This window comes from Streptomyces sp. NPDC002896 (assembly GCF_040295225.1).
Classification (GTDB): Bacteria; Actinomycetota; Actinomycetes; order Streptomycetales; family Streptomycetaceae; genus Streptomyces.
This window is the reverse complement of sequence record NZ_JBEOVA010000006.1, coordinates 24986-47726: the sequence shown is the minus strand read 5'-3', so window position 1 is coordinate 47726 and position 22741 is coordinate 24986. Positions and strand designations below refer to the sequence as shown.

General features: G+C 69.7%; 15 protein-coding genes and 5 pseudogenes. 10 read left to right on the top strand and 10 right to left on the bottom strand.

The window, feature by feature from the left end; genetic code table 11:
• Positions 1 to 227 precede the first annotated feature (227 nt).
• A pseudogene (locus ABT009_RS11885) lies at positions 228 to 404 on the bottom strand (transposase); the annotation flags it as partial.
• Between the two features lie 94 nt (positions 405 to 498).
• On the opposite strand from ABT009_RS11885, the pseudogene ABT009_RS11880 reads away from it, so the two are divergent.
• Both ABT009_RS11880 and ABT009_RS11875 read left to right on the top strand, forming a co-directional pair.
• A pseudogene (locus ABT009_RS11880) lies at positions 499 to 582 on the top strand (transposase); the annotation flags it as partial.
• Positions 583 to 724: 142 nt separating this feature from the next.
• Positions 725 to 822 (top strand): annotated as a pseudogene (locus ABT009_RS11875) (mycothiol transferase); the annotation flags it as partial.
• Between the two features lie 41 nt (positions 823 to 863).
• Here the strand turns inward: ABT009_RS11875 and ABT009_RS11870 are convergent.
• From ABT009_RS11870 to ABT009_RS11850, 5 genes are all read right to left on the bottom strand, one after another.
• Complete coding sequence (locus tag ABT009_RS11870; RefSeq protein WP_351292271.1) at positions 864 to 1835, bottom strand: ABC transporter substrate-binding protein; 972 nt, start codon at positions 1833 to 1835, stop codon at positions 864 to 866.
• 158 nt (positions 1836 to 1993) lie between these two features.
• Positions 1994 to 2884 carry a formylglycine-generating enzyme family protein gene (locus ABT009_RS11865; protein WP_502989857.1) on the bottom strand — a complete coding sequence of 297 codons (891 nt, stop codon included), beginning with the start codon at positions 2882 to 2884 and terminating at the stop codon, positions 1994 to 1996.
• Positions 2881 to 5241, bottom strand: coding sequence for an arylsulfatase (locus ABT009_RS11860; protein ID WP_351292267.1), 2361 nt, complete (start codon positions 5239 to 5241; stop codon positions 2881 to 2883). The genes ABT009_RS11865 and ABT009_RS11860 overlap by 4 nt, the downstream gene beginning before the upstream one ends.
• A gap of 346 nt (positions 5242 to 5587) precedes the next feature.
• Positions 5588 to 6469 carry a LysR family transcriptional regulator gene (locus tag ABT009_RS11855; protein ID WP_351292265.1) on the bottom strand — a complete coding sequence of 294 codons (882 nt, stop codon included), beginning with the start codon at positions 6467 to 6469 and terminating at the stop codon, positions 5588 to 5590.
• A gap of 128 nt (positions 6470 to 6597) precedes the next feature.
• On the bottom strand, positions 6598 to 7884 hold the full coding sequence (locus tag ABT009_RS11850; RefSeq protein ID WP_351292263.1) for a PucR family transcriptional regulator: 1287 nt from the start codon (positions 7882 to 7884) through the stop codon (positions 6598 to 6600).
• 121 nt (positions 7885 to 8005) lie between these two features.
• Between ABT009_RS11850 and ABT009_RS11845 the strand changes: the two genes are divergently transcribed.
• From ABT009_RS11845 to ABT009_RS11820, 6 genes are read left to right on the top strand one after another with little or no spacing between them, the layout of a single operon-like run.
• Positions 8006 to 8626 (top strand): urease subunit gamma, encoded by a 621-nt coding sequence (locus ABT009_RS11845; protein ID WP_351292261.1) that lies wholly within the window; start codon positions 8006 to 8008, stop codon positions 8624 to 8626.
• Positions 8623 to 10308, top strand: coding sequence for an urease subunit alpha (locus tag ABT009_RS11840; RefSeq protein ID WP_351292259.1), 1686 nt, complete (start codon positions 8623 to 8625; stop codon positions 10306 to 10308). The genes ABT009_RS11845 and ABT009_RS11840 overlap by 4 nt, the downstream gene beginning before the upstream one ends.
• A gap of 17 nt (positions 10309 to 10325) precedes the next feature.
• Positions 10326 to 12047 (top strand): amidohydrolase, encoded by a 1722-nt coding sequence (locus ABT009_RS11835; protein ID WP_351292257.1) that lies wholly within the window; start codon positions 10326 to 10328, stop codon positions 12045 to 12047.
• On the top strand, positions 12044 to 13378 hold the full coding sequence (locus ABT009_RS11830) for an MFS transporter (RefSeq protein WP_351292255.1): 1335 nt from the start codon (positions 12044 to 12046) through the stop codon (positions 13376 to 13378). Before ABT009_RS11835 ends, ABT009_RS11830 begins: the two co-directional genes overlap by 4 nt.
• Positions 13375 to 15048: a thiamine pyrophosphate-dependent enzyme gene (locus tag ABT009_RS11825; protein WP_351292253.1), complete on the top strand. Its 1674-nt coding sequence runs from the start codon at positions 13375 to 13377 to the stop codon at positions 15046 to 15048. Before ABT009_RS11830 ends, ABT009_RS11825 begins: the two co-directional genes overlap by 4 nt.
• Positions 15041 to 16468, top strand: coding sequence for an aminobutyraldehyde dehydrogenase (locus ABT009_RS11820; protein ID WP_351292251.1), 1428 nt, complete (start codon positions 15041 to 15043; stop codon positions 16466 to 16468). Before ABT009_RS11825 ends, ABT009_RS11820 begins: the two co-directional genes overlap by 8 nt.
• Before the next feature lie 323 nt (positions 16469 to 16791).
• On the opposite strand, the gene ABT009_RS11815 is transcribed toward ABT009_RS11820, so the two are convergent.
• A complete protein-coding gene (locus ABT009_RS11815) occupies positions 16792 to 17874 on the bottom strand; it encodes an Lrp/AsnC family transcriptional regulator (RefSeq protein ID WP_351292250.1) in 1083 nt (360 codons plus the stop codon).
• Positions 17875 to 18042: 168 nt separating this feature from the next.
• Here ABT009_RS11815 and ABT009_RS11810 point away from each other — a divergent pair, with 168 nt between their 5' ends.
• Positions 18043 to 19596: an AbgT family transporter gene (locus ABT009_RS11810; RefSeq protein WP_351292248.1), complete on the top strand. Its 1554-nt coding sequence runs from the start codon at positions 18043 to 18045 to the stop codon at positions 19594 to 19596.
• 40 nt (positions 19597 to 19636) lie between these two features.
• Positions 19637 to 20812, top strand: a complete 1176-nt coding sequence (locus tag ABT009_RS11805) for a M20 family metallopeptidase (RefSeq protein WP_351292246.1) — start codon at positions 19637 to 19639, stop codon at positions 20810 to 20812.
• A gap of 125 nt (positions 20813 to 20937) precedes the next feature.
• On the opposite strand, the pseudogene ABT009_RS47440 reads toward ABT009_RS11805, so the two are convergent.
• The 3 genes and pseudogenes from ABT009_RS47440 to ABT009_RS11795 form a co-directional block, all read right to left on the bottom strand.
• Positions 20938 to 21246: pseudogene (locus ABT009_RS47440) on the bottom strand (AbfB domain-containing protein); the annotation flags it as partial.
• A gap of 55 nt (positions 21247 to 21301) precedes the next feature.
• Positions 21302 to 21391, bottom strand: a pseudogene (locus ABT009_RS47435) (hypothetical protein); the annotation flags it as partial.
• Positions 21392 to 21799: 408 nt separating this feature from the next.
• A complete protein-coding gene (locus ABT009_RS11795; protein WP_351292244.1) occupies positions 21800 to 22738 on the bottom strand; it encodes a LysR family transcriptional regulator in 939 nt (312 codons plus the stop codon).
• Between the last annotated feature and the right edge of the window lie 3 nt (positions 22739 to 22741).

The window sequence follows — 22741 nt, the reverse complement described above, 5'->3', positions numbered from 1 at the left end:
AGCACGTCGCCGTCGCCACCAACCGGCCCACACCCACCACCCCCTCCATGGCCCCGAACCGGGCACACTCCCCTATCCGATCGACCTAACGACCGACCACCGCACAAAGACACGCACTCCCAGCGACTACGCCCGATTCATGCAGGAAAACGCAGTAAAACCGCCAACAGTTGAAGACCCTGGACTAGCGCCGTCCGGCCATCTACTGAGCTTGTGGGCGTGGTGCCCGTCAGGGTGAGCCCAGTGGCGGCCAGACATCCGTCAATGAGGTCGCTGCGGCGGCCGAGCAGGGACCAGATGCCTTCGACCGGGTTGAGCTGCGGCGCGTAAGACGGCAGGTAGTGGGCGGTGATCCAGTCGTGAGCGTCGATGAAGGCGCGCATGCGAGCGTCGCGGTGCACGTCCCGTGGAACCGGCGCCCGATCAGCGTCTTGATCCTCGACAGGGTCGACCGCAGCCCGTCGGTGCCGCCCCGCCAGGCCCGCCGCCACCGCTGGCTGGACGGACTACCGCGACCTGCTCGTTGTGGCTCACCAACAGCTCGGCCGCCCACTGGTGTTGGTGTGGGACAACTTGGAGCTTCCTCCGGGAGGTTCGACCCATCGGCCTGGATGCAGCAATGGTCGAGCAGCGCGCTGCGGGCAGAAGGCCTGTTGAATCCACTTACTGCCATGCGCGTTGATATAGGACCACGGGAATTGGGGTTAGTTCCTCCGGAAGCCCTCTGGGCGAGGTGTTGGTGCGCATGATCGAGGAGTACGCGCGGCACAACGGCCACGAGGACTTCCCGCGCGAGCGGAGGACGGCCGGGTCGGCCAGTAGGCCGCAGGAGGACGGCCGGCCGCCCGGTCACTCGACCTGTCCTACCCGAGCCAGGCCTGGACCTTGTCGGGGTTCGCTTCGACCCACTTCTTCGCCGCCGCCTCCGGCGTCATCTTGTCCAAAGCGATGTACTTCGCCACGGTGTTCTGGTCGTCATTGGTCCACTTGAAGTTCTTCACCAGGTCATAGGCCGGGCTGCCCGACTTCGCGAACCTGGTGCTGACGATCTTGTCGAGGTCGAACACGGGGTAATCGCAGGCGACCTTCGCCGGATCGGCGTCACAGCCCGCCGTGTGCTTGGGCAGTTCGACTTTGACCAGCGGTACCTCCGAGAGGAACCACTGCGGCTCGTAGAAGTAGCCGATCACCCATTTCTTGTTCTGCTCGGCGTCTCGGAAGGCCTGGATGAGGGCGGTCTCGCTGCCCGCGTACACCACCTTGAAGTTCAGCTTCAGGTTCTTCACCAGCGCCTCGTCGTTGGTCTGGTACGACGGGTCGCCGTCCAGCAGCTGGCCCTTGGCGCCCGACTCGGAGGTCTTGAACCGGGATGCGTACTTGTTGAGGTTCTTCCAGCTGGTGATGTCGGGGTACTTCTTCGCGATCCACGGTGGGATGTACCAGCCGATGATGCCCTTGTTGCCGGTCTGGCCGAGGTCGACGGCGGTCTTCTGCTGAGTGATGTATTTCTTCTTGAGATCCTCGTGTCCCCAGTTCTCCAAGATGGCGTCGACCTCGCCTGTCTCGAATCCCTGCCAGCCGATTTCCGCTTTCAGGTCCTTCTTGGTGACCTTGCAGCCGAGTTCGTGTTCCGCGACATAGCCGACGACCGCCGCATCCGCCTCATAACCCACCCAGGGGTTGACCGCTATGTTGAACGTGCCGCACTTGCCCGAGCTGCTGTTGGCCCCGGCGGAGCTGTCACCGACCTTCGCGCCGCCGCAGGCGGTGAGGGCGAGGCCGAGGACCGCTACGCCCGCCGAGCCGACGCGCCACTGTCTTGCTTGCTTTGCCATGGTCCTGCTCCTTATGCGCCGGCGCGTCGCGCCGTTGCCTGAGTGATCGAGTGCCTGAGTGATCGAGTCGAACATGACTCCGGGCCGTACGATGAAGAGTCCCGCCCCCGGACTGGCGGCGATGTGCCGGTGGCCCCAGGGACCAGGCCATATAGGGATCAAGTCGTGTCCAGCGCGCACCGGAACCCCACGTTGCCGGTTGCCGAGTCGGGCGGCAGGCCCTGTCTCGCGGCGACCCTGTAGCGGCGGCAGTAGGACGCGTGGCACAGGTAGGAGCCGCCTTTGGCGACGCGCTGCTGTCCGTCGCGCGAGGGGGAGAACGGGTCCTCGCACCATTCCCAGATGTTGCCGGTGGTGTTGTACAGGCCGAAGCTGTTGGGCTCGTAGGCGTTGACCGGACAGGTGCCGTACCAGCCGTCGGCTGTCGTGTGCCGGTTCGGGAAGTCGCCATGCCACACGTTCATCCGGGGGCGGCCGCCCGGTTCGAGCTCGTCGCCCCAGGGGAACACCTTCCCCTGCAGGCCCCCTCGGGCGGCGCGTTCCCATTCCGCCTCGGTGGGCAGGCGCTTACCGGCCCAGGAGCAGTAGGCGCGAGCGTCGTGCCAGTCGACATGGACGACCGGATGATCCGCCCGGCCCTCCCATGTGGAATGCGGTCCGTCGGGATGGCGCCAATCGGCGCCCTCGACCTGGCGCCACCAGGGTGCGCCCACCACTCCCCGGGTCGGCGGGAAGTCGTCCGGGAGCAGACCGGCGAAGACGAACGACCAGCCGATCCGCTCGACGGGGGAGCGGTACCCGGTTTCGGCGGCGAAGCGCGCGAACTGCGCGTTCGACACCGTGCAGGCGTCCATCCAGAAAGCGTCGACGTATACCGTCCGCACCGGCCCTTCGCCGTCGGCAGCGTAGGAGAGCGCATCCTCACTGCCCATGAGGAATTCGCCGGCGGGAACAGCCACCATGCCCTCAGTCGTCACCCGGCGGACTGCGGCCTGTTGAGACGGCGGCCGGTCCGCCGCCCGGCCGCCGGACGGCGCACAGCAGTTCACTGGGCCCCCATGACACGCCGATGCAGTCCACCGTCGAACTCGGAGGATTCAGAGGTCTGGACGTCCAAGTCGATGCGGACCGAATGAATGGTCCCGGTGAACTCGTTGTCGAGGACGGGATAGTCGTCGGTCACCGGCGTACTCAGGTCCACTCCGACATCGAGCGTCTCGTCGAAGGAGAAGTAGTACGGGATGGTCCGCTCGACCCGTCCGGTCGCCTGCTTTTCACCGTCCACCATGAGCACGGCGGTCCCGCCCTTGCCGAGTCCTCCGCCGTCGTAGTCGAACTCGAGCCGGACCTCGTGCCGTCCCGGCTCCAGGGGCTCGCCGCCGCGCACGGTGTACAGGCTCATCCCGAAGTAGTTGTACGCGTAGGCCGGTTTTCCACCGGTGAAGTACAGGGACCAGCCGCCGAATCGGCCACCCTGCGCGATGAGCACGCCCTCGGCCGCTGTCTCCGGCACGTCGACGTCCGCGGTGATGCTGTGCGAGCGGTTCTTGATGTTGGGTGTGGTCTCCTCGGTGAACCGCCGCATTCGCCCGCGGTAGGTCACGGATGTCCGGTCACCGAGCAGATCGATGCGCCCGGCCATGGCGGGGTTCTCCCGCTCGGTGACCCGGTCGTCCAGAGGGAAGACCTGGTACTTCGCCGCTTCGATCAGGAACAGGTCCTGCAGCCGGCGCAACTTCTCGGGATGCTCGGCGGCGAGGTCGTGCGCCTGACTCCAGTCGTGGTTCAGGTCGTAGAGTTCCCAGACGTCGTCGGCGAACCTCCGGCCCTTGTCCGGAACCATCTCCCACGGGATGCCGTGCCGGGTCACCGCCATCCAGCCCTCGTGGTAGATGCCCCGGTTGCCGCACATCTCGAAGTACTGCGTACGGCGATGCTCGGGCGCGTGGGGATCGGCGAGCGTCCGCCACATGGTCGTCCCCTCGATGGGCTGCTGCGTCACCCCGTCGACGCTGAACGGCGCCGGGATTCCCGCACAGTCCAGGATCGTCGGCAGCACATCGATCACATGCGAGAACTGGTGACGCAGGCCGCCGCGCTCGGGGACCCCCCGGGGCCAGTGCAGGACCATGCCGTCCCGGGTGCCGCCGAAGTGTGAGGCCACCTGCTTGGTCCACTGATAGGGGGTGTTCAGCGCCAGCGCCCATCCTGCCGGGGCGATCGGGTAGCTGTGCGGGCCGCCGATCTCGTCGAGGTGGTCGATCATCTCGTCCGGATCGTCCACCACGCCGTGCCCGAGCCGGTGCTCGACGATCGTCCCCTCGATGCCACCTTCGCCTGAAGCGCCGTTGTCACCGAGGATGTAGAGGATGAGTGTGTTGTGCAGCTCGCCGAGTTCCTCCAGCGCGTCGATGAATCTGCCGACCTGTACGTCGGCATGTTCGGTGAACCCGGCGAACGTCTCCATGAACCTGGCCGCCAGCCGGCGCTGGTTGTCGGTGAGTTCGTCCCAGTGCGGAACACCCTCCGCCCAGTTCGCGAGCTCGGCGTCCGGGGGCACGACTCCGAGTTCCTTCTGCCGCCGCAGGGTCAGTTCGCGCTGGTGGTCCCAGCCGTGGTCGAAGCGTCCGCGGTACTTCGCCTGCCATTCCCGGCCGACGTGCAGAGGAGCGTGTGCGGCGCCGAGCGCGAGGTAGGTGAAGAACGGCCGGTCCGGGGTCAGAGTGCGCTGTGTGCGTACCCAATCGATGGCGTGGTCGACGAGGTCCTCGGAAAGGTGGTAGCCGTCCTCGGGTCGGCGATCCGGCTCGACCGGGGTGGTGCCCTGGTACAGCAACGGATACCAGTGGTTCATCTCGGCACCCATGAACCCGTAGAAGGTGTCGAACCCCTCCCCGGTCGGCCAACGGTCGAACGGCCCGACCGCGCTGATCTCCCGCGGCGGGGTCTGGTGCCATTTACCGAAGGCCGCCGTGCTGTAGCCGTTGCCCTGCAGGATCTGGGCCATGGTCGCCGCGCTGCGCGGCCGGAATCCGTTGTATCCGGGGGCCGCGGTGGTCATTTCGGTGGTGCCGCCCATGCCGACCGAGTGGTGGTTGCGTCCGGTCAGCAGGGCCTGCCGGGTCGGCGAGCACAGGGCCGTCACGTGAAAGCGGGTGTAGCGCAGCCCGTTTTCGGCGAGTCGTTCCGCGGCCGGCATCTCGCACGGCCCGCCGAATGCGCTGGAGGTGCCGAACCCGAGGTCGTCGACGAGCACGATCACCACGTTCGGCGCGCCCTCCGGCGGAGGGACCGGACCGATGGGAGTGAAGGCGGTCTCCTGCTCGTGGACGTCCATCGCGGTCGTCAGGGGCCGGCGCGTGTCCGGCCGTGGGAGTATGTGCCGTCCGGCGTCGAACTCAGTCATGCATTTCTCCGTTGTGGTCCCCGGCGAACGGTTGAATCGAAACCCGGTGAAGAGTCGACAGCGCACATCGACGGCATTGTGAAAAGGTCACATGCTCTTCTCCTGGCCGAATTGCTGGCGTAATAAAGCTGGGCTTCCACGGCTTTGGAGGAGGCTTTGCCGTACGATCCTGCCTGCGGTTCAGTAAAAGTGTCATTCGCCACCGACACCGGTCAATAAGGCATCTTGAATCCCCCTGAACCGGTTTTGAATGACGGCAATAGAAAACTTCTATACCGGCAGGGGTAGAGGGGTTGACGTGCTCGGGCTCAGTGCCGGGCGTCAACGCCGGGCGTCGGCTCGGGCGTCATTCCTGGGCAGGAGAAGCAGCCAGGTCCACGAACGCCTGGGCAGCAGGCGACAGCGGGCCCGACCGCCAGACCAGCCGGCCATGGCGCAGCAGCCGCGGACGGTTGGACAGCATCCGAGCCCCGCGGAGCGCGGCGTCCTGGGCCATGGAGGTGGGCAGCAGTGAGGCGCCGACGCCGGAGAGGACCAGCGGCACGATCATCGCGCGGTGCGCGGTCTCCACCACGATCCGCGGTGCGACGCCGAGCGCGGTGCACACGTCGTCCAGCGCTGCCCGGGTTTCGGTGCCCGGCGGTGTGACGATCAGGTCCAGCGCGGCCAGTTCACGCGAGGTGATCGTGCCGCCTGCCGGATGCGGGTGGTCCGGGGGCAGCACGACGTGCATCTCCTGCTCCGGCAGGTCGATCCCGCGGAGGTCCGCCGTGGTCACCGAGGCGTCCACAAGACCGAGCTCGCACTGGCCGGCCGCGACCATGTGCGCCACGTCAGATCCCCGCTCCGGGTCGACCACGCGCACGGACACCTTCGGATGCACGCGATGGAAGCGGCCCAGCATGCCGGCGAGCGGATCGACCGAAAGGGTCGTCTGCGAAACGATGTCGAGTCGGCCACCGCTGAGCCCGAGGACTTCACGGACCAGGGAACTGGCCGTGGACAGGTCCCGCAGGACCTGCTGCGCCGGTCGAACCAGCGCCTCACCCGCCGCGGTGAGTGCGACGCCGTGCGGGAGGCGGTGAAACAGGCTTCCGCCGAATTCACGCTCCAGGGCCCGGATCGCATGGGACAGCGAGGGCTGTGCAACATGGAGGGCAGTGGCCGCAGCCGTGAATCCGCCGTGCTCGACCACGGCGATGAAATATTCCAGCTGGCGTCGTTCCATCGGGTCTCCGTAAATTCCGGATAACGCTATCACCGGTCAGTCGGAGTCTCGGGATCGCAGAGGCCACCGCATGCCCATGGCCCGCCGGGGAACTGTCACCGTGCGTCGAGACCGCCGAGCGACAGCTGTCACAGGCCAGGTGTATCCCGTGTGGCACGGGACGGCGCGGAGGACGAATCGCCAGGCACGGGACTTACGGAAACGGTCGTCGAGTGCAGTCCCCGCGCCCGCAGAGCCAAGCTCACCAAGGCCGCGTCCTCGGGCCGCCGCGGATCGCGCCCGGTGAGTTCCGCGAAGCGGCCGAAGCGATGCTGAACCGTGTTGCGGTGGCAGTACAAGGCGGACGCGGTGTCGGCGATGGAGCCGCTGCCGCTGAGGTGGGCGCAGACCGTCTCGAGCAGCCGCGCCGCCTCCGCACGAGAGACCCCTGGGGCGTCGAGGCCGCCGAGTACGTCCGCGGCGAGGTCCTGGCCGAACTCGTCAGCCCTGTGCACCAGGACGTCCAGCCAGCTGTCCTCCAGCAGCCGCGGCGCCTGCGCGTCCGCGGGCAGCACCTGCGCGGTGGAGATCGCCAGGACGGCCGCCCGGGGTACCGCCGCCAGCCCTGCCGCCTCCGGCGCGACCCCACATGGGGTGTCGTCCAGCAGAGTCAGCACTGACTGCCGGGTGGTGCGTGGGCCCAGCTCCACCACCAGCACTTCGTCCCCGCCGACCAACTGCTGCTGCACTGGCGCGTCCGCCCGACGCAGGGCCACCGCCGCCCGGTGCAGTCCGGCGCCCGACGCCGTGGGCGCCGCCGCGCACAAAAAGCGGCCCGTAGTACTGAATCCGAGGGCGAGCGCGGCGTCCTGGACCACGGTCGGGTTGCGCCCTTCGCTCTCCAGGAGCCGGGCGAACCACATCCGGCGTTCGTCCGCCTCGCGCCGCCCCATCTCGAGGACCGTGCGCTGGTACGCCTTCATGATCCCGGTGACATGGCTTTCCACCGCCTCCCACACGAGGTACGCAGATCCAACCAGTTCGGCCATGTCGGACTCCTCGGCGCGCTGCACCAGTGCCGCCCACACCACCCGGAAGTCCAGCCGGGCCGCGTCCAACAGGGCGTCCAGCGGGACACCTTGGCGGGCCCGGGTCTCGCCCACCCGCTCCGAGACACCCGCTATATGGGCGGGCACCGGCAGCCGGGCCACGGTCCGCAGCAGCAGCTCGAACGCCTGCCATGCCGAGTCGTGGAAGTCGGCGTCCGGGACCCGGTCCGCGTAGGAGGTGCGGACGGTGCGGACGTCTTCCAGCCAGACGCCGAGAAGACCGTCGATGTTGTCCAGGCACTGCCCGGCGAGCTCGGCGATGCGGCGTGAGGGCGAGGGCCCGGCGGCAGCGCCAGTGGCAGCGCTAGTGGCAGCGAAATTGTGCATGTGACCAATCCTGCTGGTCGTACGGGCGATATTTCAACGTTGGATCTGTGCCTGCTGCCCCGGATGCTGGGTCAGTCCCGGACCAGCCTGACGGGACGGTCGTCCCCAGGAGGTCTAGGCAGTGCATCTGACACCTCGCGAGCAGGAGCGTCTCCAGCTGTTCACCGTCGCCGAACTCGCCCGTCGCCGACGGGCCCGTGGACGACGGCTCAACGCCCCGGAGGCCATCGCCCTGATCTGCGACGAGGTGCTGGAGGCCGCCTGGGACGGACGGTCCCTGGACGAGGTGATCGAGACCGGCCGGTCGGTGCTGACCGAGGACGACGTGATGGACGGGGTCGCCGGCATCGTCACCACCGTCCAGGTCGAGGCGCTCTTCCCAAGCGGCACCTCGCTGGTCGCCGTCGACCGGCCGATCGGCCCCGGGGCTGGCAGTTCACCGGACGCCGACCCCCCGGGCGCGGTGCGCACTGCGGACACGCCGGTCGAGATCAACGCCGGCCGCCCCCGCTCCACCCTCACCGTCACCAACACCGGCGACCGCGTCGTCTACGTCTCCTCGCACTACCCGCTGCACGAGGTCAATGCGGCGCTGGCGCTGGACCGTTCGGCCGCTGCCGGGCTGCGCCTGGACGTCGCGGCCGGCACCGCCCTGGCCTTCGCGCCGGGCGAGACCCGCGAGGTGACCGTGATCCCGGTCCGGCGCACCCCGGCCCCGCAGCACCAGGAGGAGCGCGCATGACCACCATTGACCGCCGTACGTATCACTCCCTCTACGGCCCCACCACCGGCGACCGTATCCGGCTCGGCGACACCTGCCTGTGGGTCGAGGTCGAGACCGACGACGGCACGCCGGGCGACGAACTCCTCGGCGGCTGCGGCAAGACGGTCCGTGACGGGCTGCTGGCCTCGCCGCGTTCGGACCGCGACTCCGCGCTGGACATGGTCGTCGCCGGCGTCGTCCTGATGGACCCGGTGCTCGGCGTCCGCAAGACCGACATCGGCATCAAGGACGGTCGGATCGTCTCGGTCGGCGGCGTAGGCAACCCGGACGTGATGGACGTCGAGTACGCCATCGACTCGCACACCTCCGTCGTCCCCGGCGAGGGGTTGATCGCCACCCCCGGCATCGTGGACAGCCACGTCCACCTCTCCTCGCCCGAGGTCGCCCCCGCCGCGTTGTCCGCCGGTGTCACCACCCTGGTCGGGATGGGTCTCGGCGGCGTCTGGGAGATCGGCTGCAACCCGGCGCACAATCTGCACACCCTGATGAGCGCCTGGCAGGGCACTCCGCTCAACATCGCCTTTCTGGCCCGTGGTTCGTCCAGCTCGCGCGCCCTGCTGGACGAGATCACGCTCGCCGGAGCGGGCGGCTTCAAGATCCACGAGGACTTCGGCGCAACGCCGCGCATCATCGACACCTGCCTGGCCACCGCCGAGCAGGCGGACCTGCCGGTCGCTCTGCACACGGACTCGATGAACGAGTCCGGCTATCTGCGCGACACCATCGGCGCCACCCGCGGCCGCACCGTCCACGCGTACCACGTGGAGGGCGGCGGCGGGCACCCCGACCTCCTGGAGATCCTCTCCGAGCCGAACATCCTGCCCTCGTCGACCACGCCCACCGTGCCGTACACCCCGCACACAGTCGGTGAGTTGTTCCCGATGACGATGACCGTGCACCGGCAGAACCACCACTCCGAGAGCGATGTGGCCATCTCCAAGGGCCGCATCCGCGAGCACGCCATCGCCGCCGAGAACGCCCTGCACGACCTGGGCGCCATCTCCATCGTCAACTCCGACTCGATGGGCATGGGCCGGATCGCCGAGACCGTGCGCCGGACCTGGCAGCTGGCCCACGTCCAGGCGCTGGCCGCAGGCGACGGGGGAGTGGAGAAGCCCGCCAACGCCCGCGCGCTGCGCTACCTCGCCAAGATCACCCTCAACCCGGCGGTCGCGCACGGCCTGGCCCACGAGGTCGGCACGATCCAGCCCGGCCGGATGGCCGACCTGGTGCTGTGGGATCCCAGGTGGTTCGGCACCAAGCCCGAACTGGTCCTCAAGGCCGGGTTCGTGGCCTGGGGCAACACCGGTTCCGGTTCCGGCTCGACCCGGCTGACACAGCCGCGCGTCTACCGCCCGTACTACGGAGCGCTCGGCGCCGCCCCTGCCCGCCTGTCCAAGGTCTTCGTCGCCGAGGCGGCCCTTGCGGACCGGGCCGCGCGCGCCGCGCTGCCGCAGGGCCTGTCGTACGCGCCGATCCGCGGCAGCCGCGGCCTGACCCGCGCCGACATGCTGCACAACACAGCCACCCCGCGGGTCGAGGTGCCCCGGGAGGCCGCGCCCGTCCTGGTCGACGGCGTGCCCACCGGCACCGCGCCCGCCACCGAGCTGCCGCTCGCCCAGCTCCACCACCTTGCCTGAGAGGAGGGACCCGACCGATGCGCCTCGACCTGCTGGTCCGCAACGCGAACATCCGTACCCTCGACGAGTCCCGCCCCACCGCCCGCTCGCTGGGCGTGCTGCACGGCCGGATCGTCGGCCTCGACGACGACGTCGACCACCTGCCCGCCCGCCGGGTCCTCGACGCCGGCGGCGCCACCGTGCTGCCCGGCTTCAACGACGCCCACTGCCACACCGCCTGGTTCGGCCTCACCCTCAGCCAGCTCGATGTCTCCGGGTGCCGTACCACCGACGAGGTGTACGCAGCGGTCGCCGCCTACGCCGAGAACCTCGCGCCCGACGCCTGGGTCATCGGCGCCGGACTCGACCACAACAAGATGGGCGGGAACTACCCGCACCGGGCCCACCTGGACCGGGCGGCGGGCGGCCGCCCGGTCTGGCTGAAGCACACCTCCGGGCACGCCTGCGTGGTCAACACCCCGGTCCTGGACGCGGCCGGAGCCCTGGCACCCGGCTTCACCGACCCCAAGGGCGGCGTCGTCTCCCGCGACGAACACGGCCTCCCCGACGGCCTCTTGGAAGAGACCGCCCAATCGCTGGTGCAGCGGCAGGTGCTGCCCTACCCGGTCGAGACCATCGCGGACGCGGTGAACGCGGCCACCCGCCACTACCTCTCCGAGGGCATCACCAGCTTCACCGAGGCCGGCATCGGCGGCGGCTGGATCGGCCACTCGCCGGTCGAGCTCGCCGCCTACCAGCGGGCCCGCGACACCGGACGGCTGCACACCCGGGCCCAACTGATGGCCGCGTCCGACGTGCTGCACCCGCTGACCGCGCACGCCGACGACGACATCGCCCTCGGGCTGGACCTGGGGATACGCACCGGCTTCGGCGACGACAGGCTCTCGCTGGGCCCGGTCAAGATCTTCCTGGACGGTTCGCTGCTCGGCCGCACCGCCGCGGTCACCGAGCCCTTCTGCGGCTGCCCGCACGACGAGGCTGAAGCAGCCAACCCCACCGGCTACTTCCAGAACGACCCCGCCTCCATGACCGACCTGGTCGTCGACGCACACCGGGCCGGCTGGACCGTCGCCGCCCACGCCATCGGCGACCGGGCGGTCGATCTCGCGCTCGACGCCTTCACCCGCGCCCAGCGCGTCAAGCCCCGGGCCGGGGTACTGCACCGCATCGAACACGCCGGAGTGGTCCGTCCCGACCAGCTGGCGCGGTTCGCCGAGGCCGGCGTCGTACCGGTGCCGCAGCACAACTTCCTGCACACCTTCGGCGACGCCATGGCCGCCGCCCTGGGTCCCGAACGCACCGCCTGGTCCTACCGGCTGCGCTCCTTCCTTGACCTCGGACTGCCGGTCCCCGGCAGCTCCGACCGGCCCGTCGCACCGGGCGCACCGCTGCCCGCCATCCAGTCGATGGTCACGCGACTGACCGAAACCGGCGTCCCGTATGGTCCGGACGAGAGTGTTCCGCTTCTGGCCGCGCTCCGTGCCTGGACCGACGGCTCGGCCCAGGCCACGGGCTTCGGCGGCCGTAAGGGACGTCTCGTCCCCGGACAACTCGCCGACCTCACCGTGCTGGACGGCGATCCCGTCCGATCCGATCCGGATCTCATCGGTGCGATCCCGGTCCTGGCCACGCTGGTCGGCGGCGAACCCGCCTATGACCCGCACGGCCTCACCCGCACTCCCGTTCCCCCGTCCCCCGCGGCCCCCGAGGCCGTCCGTCCCCAGGAGAACGCGTCGTGAGTTCGCCCGACATCAAGGACATCCGCAGACTGCTGACCGCAGCGTTCAGCGGCACCGCCCTGGAGTGGTACGACTACTTCCTCTACGGCACCGCCTCCGCCCTGGTCTTCAACAAGCTCTTCTTCCCCGAGCTCGACCCGACCGTGGGCACCATCGCGTCCTTCCTCACGTTCGCGGTCGGCTTCGTCGCGCGCCCGATCGGCGCCGCGGTCTTCGGTCACGTCGGCGACCGCTACGGCCGCAAGGTCTCGCTGATCATCACCGTGGTGATGATGGGCATCACCACGGGCCTCATCGGCCTGCTGCCCAGCTACGCCACCATCGGCATCTGGGCCCCCGCGCTGCTGTCGCTGCTCCGCTTCCTGCAGGGCATCTCGGTCGGGGGTGAGTGGAGCGGCGCGATGCTGCTCACCCTGGAGCACACCCCGAAGGAGAAGCACGGCAGCTACTCCTCGATCCCGCAGCTCGGCTCCCCGGTCGGCACCCTGCTCTCCAGCGGTGTCTTCGCGCTGGTCGGGCTGCTCCCGGACGACGCGTTCTACTCGTGGGGCTGGCGCATCCCGTTCCTCCTCGCCTTCCCGCTCCTGCTCGTCGCGCTGTACCTGCGCATCCACATCGAGGAGTCCCCGGTCTTCCGCGCCATGCTGGAGGACGCCGAGAAGAACGGCCCCAAGCCCGCACCGCTCATCGAGGCGTTCCGCCGCACGTGGGGCCGCATGATCATCGGAATCGGCGCCGCGTTCCTCGGCGTCGGCGGCTTCTTCCTGATGAGCACGTTCATCATTTCCTACGGCACCGACGAACTCGGCGTCGACAAGCAGGTCATGCTGAACGCCACTGTCATCGGCGCGGTCGTCGAGATCCTCGTACTGATCGTGGCCGGCCGGCTCGCCGACCGGATCGGCGCCTGGACCGTCTGCGCGCTCGGCGGCGTGATCACCATGCTGATCGCCTTCCCGGCCTTCTGGCTGGTGGACACCAAGCAGACCGGCCTGATCTACCTCGGTGTCGCGCTCGGCATCGGCGCGCTGTCCATCCCTTACGCCCCGATCGGCGCGGTCGTCTCGACCATGTTCCCGGAGGAGTTCCGCTACAGCGCGGTGGCCATGTCGTACAACCTCGCGGGCGTCCTGTCCGGCTTCGTGCCCCTGCTCGCCACGTCGCTCACCAGCGCCGCCGACGGCGCGTCCTGGGGCGCGGCCCTGCTGCTCGTGATCATCGCCGCCTGCACGGTGGCGGGCTCCTGGTCCGCGGGCCTGCTGTACAAGCGCCGCGGCTCCGCCCTCACCACACGCACCGCCCCCGCCGACCACGCAGAGGTCTCCGCATGACACCGTCTCACCCTGTCCGCACCGGCGGGCAGGTCCTGATCGACCAGCTCCTCGCCCACGGCGTCACCACCGCCTACGGCGTACCCGGCGAGAGCTACCTCGCCGCGCTGGACGCCCTGCACGACGCCCCGCTCAGACTGGTCGTCTGCCGGCACGAGGGCGGCGCCGCCTACATGGCGGAGGCGCACGGCAAGCTCACCGGGCGCCCCGGAGTGTGCTTCACCACCCGGGGGCCCGGCGCCACCAACGCGCTCGTCGCCCTGCACACCGCCAGCCAGGACGCCACCCCGCTCGTCCTGTTCATCGGCCTGGTGCCGCGCGGCCACACCGACCGCCACTCCTTCCAGGAGCTGGACCTGCGCGCCACCTTCGGGGCCAGCGCCAAGCTCGTCGAGACCATCGACGACGCGGCCCGCATCCCCGAGTACGTCGCCCGTGCCTTCGCCACCGCGGAGGCCGGGCGGCCCGGCCCGGTCGTCCTCGGCGTGCCCGAGGACATGCTCACCGACGTGGTCGAGGTCGCCGACACGCGGCCCGTCCCTCCCGCCGAAGGCGCCGTCAGCCAGGCCGAACTCGACCGGCTCGCGGAGCTGCTGACCGCCGCCGAGCGCCCGCTGGTGCTGCTCGGCGGCAGCCGCTGGACACCCGAGGCCCGTGCCGACATCCGCACCTGGGCCGAGGCATGGCAGCTGCCGGTCGCCACCGACTTCCGCTGCCAGGACCTCATCGACCACGACTCCGCCTCCTACACCGGCCATCTCGGCTACGGCCGCGCCGACCACCTCGCCGAACGGCTGCGCACCGCCGATCTGCTGGTCTCACTCGGCACCGCCCCCGGAGACGTGCCCACCGACGGCTTCACCCTGCTGCCGTACGACGGCTCGGGCCCCCGGCTCGTCACCGCGCTGCCCGCGCCACTGCCGCCAGGGCAGTTCTACACCCCCGACCTGGCGCTGCTCGCCGCACCCGCCGCCGTCGGCCGCGCCCTGCGCACCCTGCGCCCCGAGTGCGAGCCGGTCTGGGCCACGCTGACCAAGGAGGACCGGGCCGCGCACCTGGCGTTCCGGGCCCCGCTGCACGACGGCGACCCGCTGGACCTCGGAGCCGTCTTCGCCACCCTGGACGCCCGGCTGCCCGCCGACCGCGTGGTCACCTTCGGCGCGGGAAACCACGCCATCTGGGCCCAGCGCCACCTCACCCTGACCTCCGGCTCCCGCCAACTGGCCCCGCGCAACGGCTCCATGGGCTACGGCATCCCGGCCGCCGTCGCCGCGGCCCTGGACAACCCGGACCGCCACGTCGTCTCCGTGGCCGGCGACGGCTGCTTCCTGATGAACGGCCAGGAACTCGCCACCGCGGTCGCCGAGGGCGTCACCCCGCTGATCCTGGTCCTGGACAACAGCCAGTACGGCACCATCCGCCAGCATCAGGAGCAGCACTACCCGGGCCGGGTCAGCGGCACCGCCCTCGCCAACCCGGACTTCGCGGCCCTGGCCCGCGCCTTCGGGGCGCACGGCGAAACCGTCGAGACAACCGACGCGTTCGCTCCCGCCCTGGACCGCGCCCTGGCCAGCGGCACCGCCGCCCTCATCCACCTCAAGGTCACCGACGGCCGCCTCGCCCCCGGCGTCACCGTCGACGGACTGCGCAAGGAGCATCCGCATGGCTGATGTGAACCTCCACAACATCGTCGACGGCCGCCCGGTCGCGATCGAGGGCCGTATGGAACTCGTCGACCCTGCCAGTGGCGAGGTCTACGGCACCGCCCCGCGCTCCACCGCGGCCGACGTCGACACCGCCGTCGCCGCGGCCCGCCGCGCCTTTGCGTCCTGGCGTCGCTCCACCCCCGGCCGGCGCCAGGAGGCCCTGCTCCAGCTGGCCGACCTCGTCGCCGAGCACGCCGACCAACTGCTGGACGCCGAGGTCCGGGCCACCGGCAAGCCCCCGGCCGCCACCCGCACCGTCGAAATCGACCGCTGCGTGGACCAACTGCGCTTCTTCGCCGGCGCGGCACGCGTCCTGGAGGGGGTGGCCGCGGGTGAGTACGCCGAAGGCCACACCTCCTACATCCGGCGCGAGTCGGTCGGTGTGGTCGCCCAGGTCACCCCCTGGAACTACCCGCTGATGATGGCCGTGTGGAAGCTCGGCCCGGCGCTCGCCGCGGGCAACACCGTCGTGCTCAAACCGTCCGACACCACCCCCTGGTCGACCGTGCTGCTCGGCGAACTTGCCGCGCAGGTCTTCCCGCCGGGCGTCGTCAACATCGTGTGCGGAGACCGGGACACAGGACGTGCCCTGGTGGCGCACCCGGACGTCGACATGGTGGCCATCACCGGCAGCACCCGCGCCGGTTCGGAAGTCATGGCCGGGGCCTCCCGCGAAGTGAAGAACGTCCACCTCGAACTCGGGGGCAAGGCCCCGGCGATCGTCTTCGCCGACGTCGACCCCGCCCGTACGGCGAGGGCGCTGGCGGACGCCGCGTTCTTCAACGGGGGCCAGGACTGTACGGCCGTCACCCGCGTCCTCGTACAACGCAGCGCGTACGAAGCCCTATTGGCGGCCCTCGTCGAGGCGGCCAAGGACACCCGCACCGGCGCGCCCGATGAGGACGCCTACTACGGGCCGCTCAACAGCGCCGCCCACGCCGAACGCGTGGCGGCCATGATCGAGACGCTGCCTGCGCACGCCGTGGTGGAGACCGGCGGCATACGCCTGGAGCGCCCCGGCTACTTCTTCCCGCCGACGGTCGTCTCCGGCGTCCGGCAGGACGATGCGGTGGTCCAGCAGGAGATCTTCGGCCCGGTCATCACCATCCAGCCCTTCGACACCGAGGAAGAGGCCCTGGCACTCGCCAACGGCGTCGACTTCGGCCTGGCCTCCAGCGTCTGGACCGCCGACCTGGGCCGCGCCATGCGACTCAGCGCCGAACTCGACTTCGGCTGCGTCTGGCTCAACTGCCACCAGGTGATCCTCGCCGAAATGCCCCACGGTGGTTACAAGCAGTCGGGTATCGGGCGTGACCTGAGCCGGTATGGGCTCGACGACTACACGCGGGTGAAGCACGTCATGGCCGCGCATGCGGCGCTGTGAGTCGTCCTGCACCGACGGCATCCCCTCGGCGCGGGAGGCAGCCTGTGCCGCGTGAAGACCTCGGTCGAGGTCGCTGATCCGGTCCTTCTCCTGGCCGCGATCAGGCAGCCTGCTGTACTGGTACGCGACTGGCTCGCATACGGGATGAACTGCACTGATACGCGCCGATTACGCCAGGCGGCTGCCTTGAACGCCCTTCGCACCGAGTACGAACCGCGCTGGGCGGCGCAGATGATGTGCCCCGGGGCGAAGCAGCCGCATTCCGTTCCCGTCTGGTTCCCGTCTGGACGGGGCGGCGTCTCCTCCTGCCTGCGCCCCCTCTCTCACTCCTCGTACTCGTCCGGGTCCGCCTGCGGGATGCGGGTGTCCTCCCCGCACCACGGGTCGATCGGCGCGCACTCCCTGCGTCGTCCGAGGCCGTCCAGAATCCAGCCCAGCCGTTTGACCGTGCGCAGTACGACGGCGTGCTCGACTATCTCGAACTCGGGCAGCGCGGCGTTGATCCGTTCCTCCAGCTCGTGGGCGCTGTCGGTGGAGCGCAGCCAGGTGGACACCCGGAAATTGGTGCCTCCGCTGGTGGCGACCAGCAGGCGGACCTCGGGCATGCGGGACAGCCGATCGCTGACGCGCTTCCGGTCGCCGGGCGGCACCCGGCCCCACAGCAGCGTGGTCACCGGCCAGCCCGTCAGCTGCTGGGAGATCTCGCAGCGGAAGGAGATCGTGCCCGAGTGCTCCAGCCGGGACAGTCGGCGGCGGGTCGCCGTGTGGCTGGCGCCGGTGCGTTCGGCGAGATCCGTGACCGGCAGCCTGCCGTCCGGAGCCAGTGCGAGCAGGAGCGCGTGGTCGGTGGGTGACAGCAGTCCGGTCCGCACCTCCGTGGTCGTCGGCGTTGCGGGCTGCAGTCGCTCGCGCTGGGAGCGGGAGAGCGCGTCCAGCCGCCACGCGCTTCCGGACATGTAGATGCGCGTGGCGATCTGCACATCGACCTTCACCACTCCGGGGAGACGGCTGACCTGGTCCAGGACGAAGCGCGACAGTGCGGGCAGATCGGCTGTCATGACGTTCACGTGCAGATCCCGGCCGCTGGCGACCTCCATGACCGACTTGGTTCTGGGGTCACGTGCCAGGGCAAGTGCCACCCGGCCGCGCTGTGCGGGATGGCACTGGATGTCGAGGAAGGCGTTGCACAGCGATCGCCACAGGCTGGGGCTGCCGGTCGCGGTGACCCATGCCTGCCCGGTGGCGGCCAGTCGCCGCCAGCGCCGGGCCACCGTGGCCGCACTGAGGCCCAGGACGTCGCCGAGTGTGGCCCAGGGGGCTCGTGGCGCTATCTGGAGGCAGTTGGCGAGCGCGAGATCGGTCTCTTCCAGACGGCCGTCCCGGAGGGAGGCGGCGAAATCGTGCATGCAAAGCTTCCTATCGGCGATTTCCGACGAATCTCGGGCGTGTCCACGGTCGATGCACACCATGATCCAGCACGGCGGGTCAAGTCCGAAATCGGCGGTCCAGGAACCGGCTGGACTCGACATACGTCGCCCACCATCGACTTTTTTGCCGAAAGGTTCGCTTTTGCCATGGCCTCTGAGCTGACCACCAGAGAGGTGACTCCGCAGTCGGCGGTACTGCGGAGAGCCTTCCGCGGCTTCGCCCTGATCGAACGGGTTGGCAACAGGCTGCCCCATCCCTTCTGGTTGTTCTGGCTGCTGGCGCTGCTGGTCACCGGGCTCAGCGCAGTCCTTGCCGCGGCGGACGTCAGCGCCGTCCAGCCGGGCACCGACGAGACCGTCACCGTGACCAGCCTGCTCAGCCGGGACGGAATCGCGATGATGGTCGAGGGGGCGGTGGACAACTTCGCGAGCTTCCCCCCGCTCGCCACGATCATCACCGTGATGCTCGGCATAGCGGTGGCCGAGCGCAGCGGGCTGATCGGCACCCTGATGCGTCAGCTGGTCGCACGGGTGCCCGCCAAGTACCTGACCTTCGCCCTGTCGATGACCGCGATGGTCGGCCATGTGGCCGGCGACGCCGCCTACGTGACGCTGATCCCGCTGGGCGCGCTGGTCTTCCGGGCCGCCGGCCGCAGCCCCGTGCTCGGCTGCATCGTCGCTTTCGTCTCCATCTCGGCGGGCTACGACGCCTCGCCCTCACTGACCACCACCGACGTGCTGCTGTCGTCGATCTCCACTGCGGCGGCGCAGACCATCGACCCGGACTTCGTCGTCACTCCGGTGGCGAACTACTATTTCAGCCTCGCGTCCTCGGTGCTCGTTGCGCTCGTCATCACGATCGTCACCGAGAAGGTTCTGGCACGCCGGCCCGACCTGGAGACGGACGAACCGTCCTCCGAACTGGATGCCGCGGAGCTGACCGAGGTCGAGGTCTCCGCCGCCGAGCGCCGGGCCCTGCGGGTCACCGGGCTGGTCGCGCTCGCCTTCGTGGCGGCCCTGGTCCTCGTCATGCTGCCTTCGGCGTCGCCTCTGCGCGGTGAAGGCGGCAGTGTGGTCCAGTCCCCGATGTTCTCGGGCATGGCCCTCCTCCTGGGTGCCTTCTTCGCGGTCCTGGGCACCGTGTACGGCCGGATGACCGGCAGCATTGCGGGGGCCCGGGACGTGGTCGTGGCCATGACCGAGGGCGTCCGGTCCATGGCGCCGATCCTGGTGCTGTTCTTCGCCATCTCCCAGTTCCTCGCCTACTTCAAGTGGAGCCACATCGGCGAGGTACTCGCCATCAAGGGTGCGGAGGTGCTGCAGAACCTGGGCGTGCACGGCGGGGTGGTCCTGCTGGGCATCATCGTCCTGGTCACCTTCATGAACCTGGCCATCACCAGCGGATCCGCACTGTGGGCCCTTGCCGCACCAGTGTTCATCCCGATGCTCATGCTCATCGGCATCAGGCCTGAGGTCACCCAGGCCGTGTACCGGGTGGCCGACTCCGTCAGCAACTGCGTCACCCCGATGAGCCCGTACTTCGCGATGGCGCTCGGCTTCATCCAGCGCTACCGCAAGTCGGCGGGGATCGGCACGCTGGCCTCCTTCACCATCCCCCTGGCGGCGGTCGTCTGGGTCGTGTGGGTCGTCTTCGTGCTGGCCTGGTATCTGCTCGGCGTCCCCTTCGGCCCCGGCGCCTGAGAAATCTGAACCTCCCGAACTTCAACGGAGCGATTGCACCATGATCTCCGAACTCGCACGCCGCGCGGACGCCGCCACCGCGGATGTACTGGCGGACATCGCCGACCTCGTCGCCTGCGAGACCCACAGCTACGATCTTCCCGGCCTCGCGGAAGGCCTGGCGCTGGTGAACGACCTGCTCGCCCGCCGGCTCGGCGCCCCAACCCGAGCGGAACGGTACCCGGGCGGCGAGCGGGGCGACACCACCGTCGTCACCTATGAGGGGACCGGGCCGGGGCATGTCGCCGTCGTCGGTCACTACGACACCGTGTGGCCGCGGGGCACACTCGCCGACTGGCCGGTCGCCTCCCAGCGCGACGAGCACGGCAGGCAGCGTCTGTCCGGGCCGGGCATCTTCGACATGAAGACCGGTCTCGCCCAGGGCATCTGGGCACTGAAACTGCTCCGTGAGAGCGGTGCGGCCGTACCCACGGTCACCTTCGTCATCAACGGCGACGAGGAGATCGGTTCCCTTTCCTCGCGACCGGTGATCGAGCGCGTCGCAGCGTCCGTGGACGCCACGCTGGTGCTCGAGGCGAGTGTGGACGGTGCGGTGAAGTCCGGCCGCAAGGGCGGGGGCATCTTCACCGTGACGGCCACCGGCGTGGAAGCACACGCGGGGCTGAACCCCGAGGCCGGGGCGAGCGCGATCCACGCGCTCGCCGAGTTCGTCACGGCTGCCGCAGCCGTCGCCGCACCCACCGAGGGAACCACCGTCAACGTGGGGCGGATCAGTGGCGGGACCGGAACGAACGTGGTGGCCGGACAGGCGACCGCGAGCATCGACATCCGTGTTCTCACCCAGGAGGAGCAGGACCGGGTGGACGCGGCCTTCGACGGGATCGAGGTGAGTGACCAGCGCATCCGCATCGACGTCCAGCACGGCTGGAACCGGCCGCCGATGACGCTCAACGCGGTATCGGAGCCACTGCTGAAGACCGCGCGAGCGGTGTCGGAGGAACTCGGCCGGAACCTCGCCGATGTCACCGTCGGTGGCGCCAGCGATGCCAACTTCGTCGCCGGTCTGGGCCTTCCCGTGCTCTGCGGCCTGGGAGCGGTCGGCGGCGGAGCCCACGCGAGGCACGAGTTCATCTACCCCGACACGGTGTCTCACCAGACGGCCCTGGTCGTCGGGATCCTGCACCGGCTGGCGGGCGCCGCCGGCCCGAGGCCCTGAACCGGATGTAGCGCACGTCCCCGCCGCTCGGCGCTCTCGTGGAAGCCAGTCACTGCGGCCGAGCCCCGACCCTTGTGCGCGCGAGGGCCGGGGCCGGGCCGTGACCGGCAGGAGCGATCGGCCTCTCAGTAACCGACGAAGAACGTGGCGTCCGCGCGCTCGGTGGCGGTGGAGATCGGGTCGATGCGCAGGACGTAGTCGGAGTGCCTGATGTAGCGGTCAGGGAAGTTGTGCGACTGGTATGACGTCCAGGAGGAGTCCGCGAGGCCCGCGGTGGGATGGAACGTGGCGTCCTGGGCGAACGACGTGGTGCCGTCGTTGACGTCCAGCCGTAGCTGGTAGCTGTAGTGGCGCAGATAGCGAGTCGGGTAGTTGACCGACTGGAAGGACACCCCTGAGCTGTCGGCGAGACCCGGCACGATCTTCCACTGGGTCGCGCAGGCCTCCGACGCCCTCGGTGGGTGTGACGACGGGGTTGTTCTGGTTCAGCGGCCTCCAGTGGCGGCCGTCGGTGCTGACGGCCAGGTGCAGACCGTAGTCGGTGCCTACACCGTTCGGTGACTCGGTGAAGTAGCCCATGACGTAGGCCGAGTCCGCGGAGAGGGCGGGCCCTGCCCCGAGGGTCAGGTTCGCGGTCGCGGCCAGCGGTACGGCCGCGGCCATACCGAGGAACAGCCGGCGGGACGGCTGTGAGCCGGGGTGGGGTCTTGCGTTCATCTCGTCTCCAAGTGGGGGGTGTGGAGCCGGTGGAACAGCCCATCAGACAAGGGGGACGGACCCTGATCGCTGGTGAGCGACATCCATCATTGACTGGTATTTCGAACGCGGTTCGGTGAAGCGATCAGAAGCTAGAAGGGATGTGAGTACGCCCGGCTCACCGTGCTGGAGAACCTGAAGCTCGCCGCCACCGGACGGGTTCGGCGTCGCCTGGCCGGCCACGCTGATCCGCGCGCTCGCCCGGCTGCGGCCCGGCGACGATCTGAGCGGCTACGCGGTGCCGTACGGCGGCAGCTGGGCCGGGCTCACCTGCTCGCCCAGCACCTCGGCCATGAACGTGACCAGCCACCGCTGCGAGGGGCTGCGTGAGGACTCGTGCCGTGCGTAGAGGGCCACCTCGATCGGCTCGGTCTCGAACGGCAGGCGCACCAGGCGCACGCGCTGGGACGCGGTGAAGACCTCCCCGACGTACTCGGGGACTATAGCGATCAGGTCGGTCTGCTCCATCAGGTAGGGAAGCATCGAGAACCGAGTGGCGTCCACGGCCACGCGGTCCAGGAGCCCGTGCGCGGCCAGCAGGGCCCGCGGCGCGACGTGCCCGCTCGGGCCGGAGACCGTCACGTGGTGCTCGGCCGTGAGGTCCGTCAGGGTGACCGAGTCGCCCCGGACGCGGGGGTGGTCGGCGGCGACCATGCCGACGTAGCGCTCGCGGAAGAGCGGGATCCGCACGGTCCGGTGGGAGGTCAGCACCGGGGTGGCCACGAACGCGTCGAGTTCGCCGCGGCGCAGCTGGCCCTCGGCGTGGTCCACGTCGAGCGGACGGATGGTGAACGACACCTGCGGCGCGCGCTCGCGGGCCGCCGCCAGGAGGCGAGGCAGGAGGGTCACCTCGCCGAGGTCGGAGAGGGCGAGCGTGAAGCGGCCCGACATGGTCCGGGGGTCGAAGTCGTCGGTCTGGCGGGTCGCTGCCCCGTCGATCTCTGCCAGTGCGCGCTGCAGCGGCTCGTACAGCCGGCGGGCGCCGGCCGTCGGCGTCAGCCCGCGCCCGGTACGCCGGAACAGCTCGTCGTCGAAGTGCCGGCGGAGCTTCCCCAGGCTGTAGCTGACGGTGGGCTGGGTGACGTGGAGGGTCTCGGCGGTGGCCGTGACGCTGCCGGTCTCGTAGAGCAGCACGAAGACGCGGGTCAGGTTGAGGTCGAAGCTCCCCATATC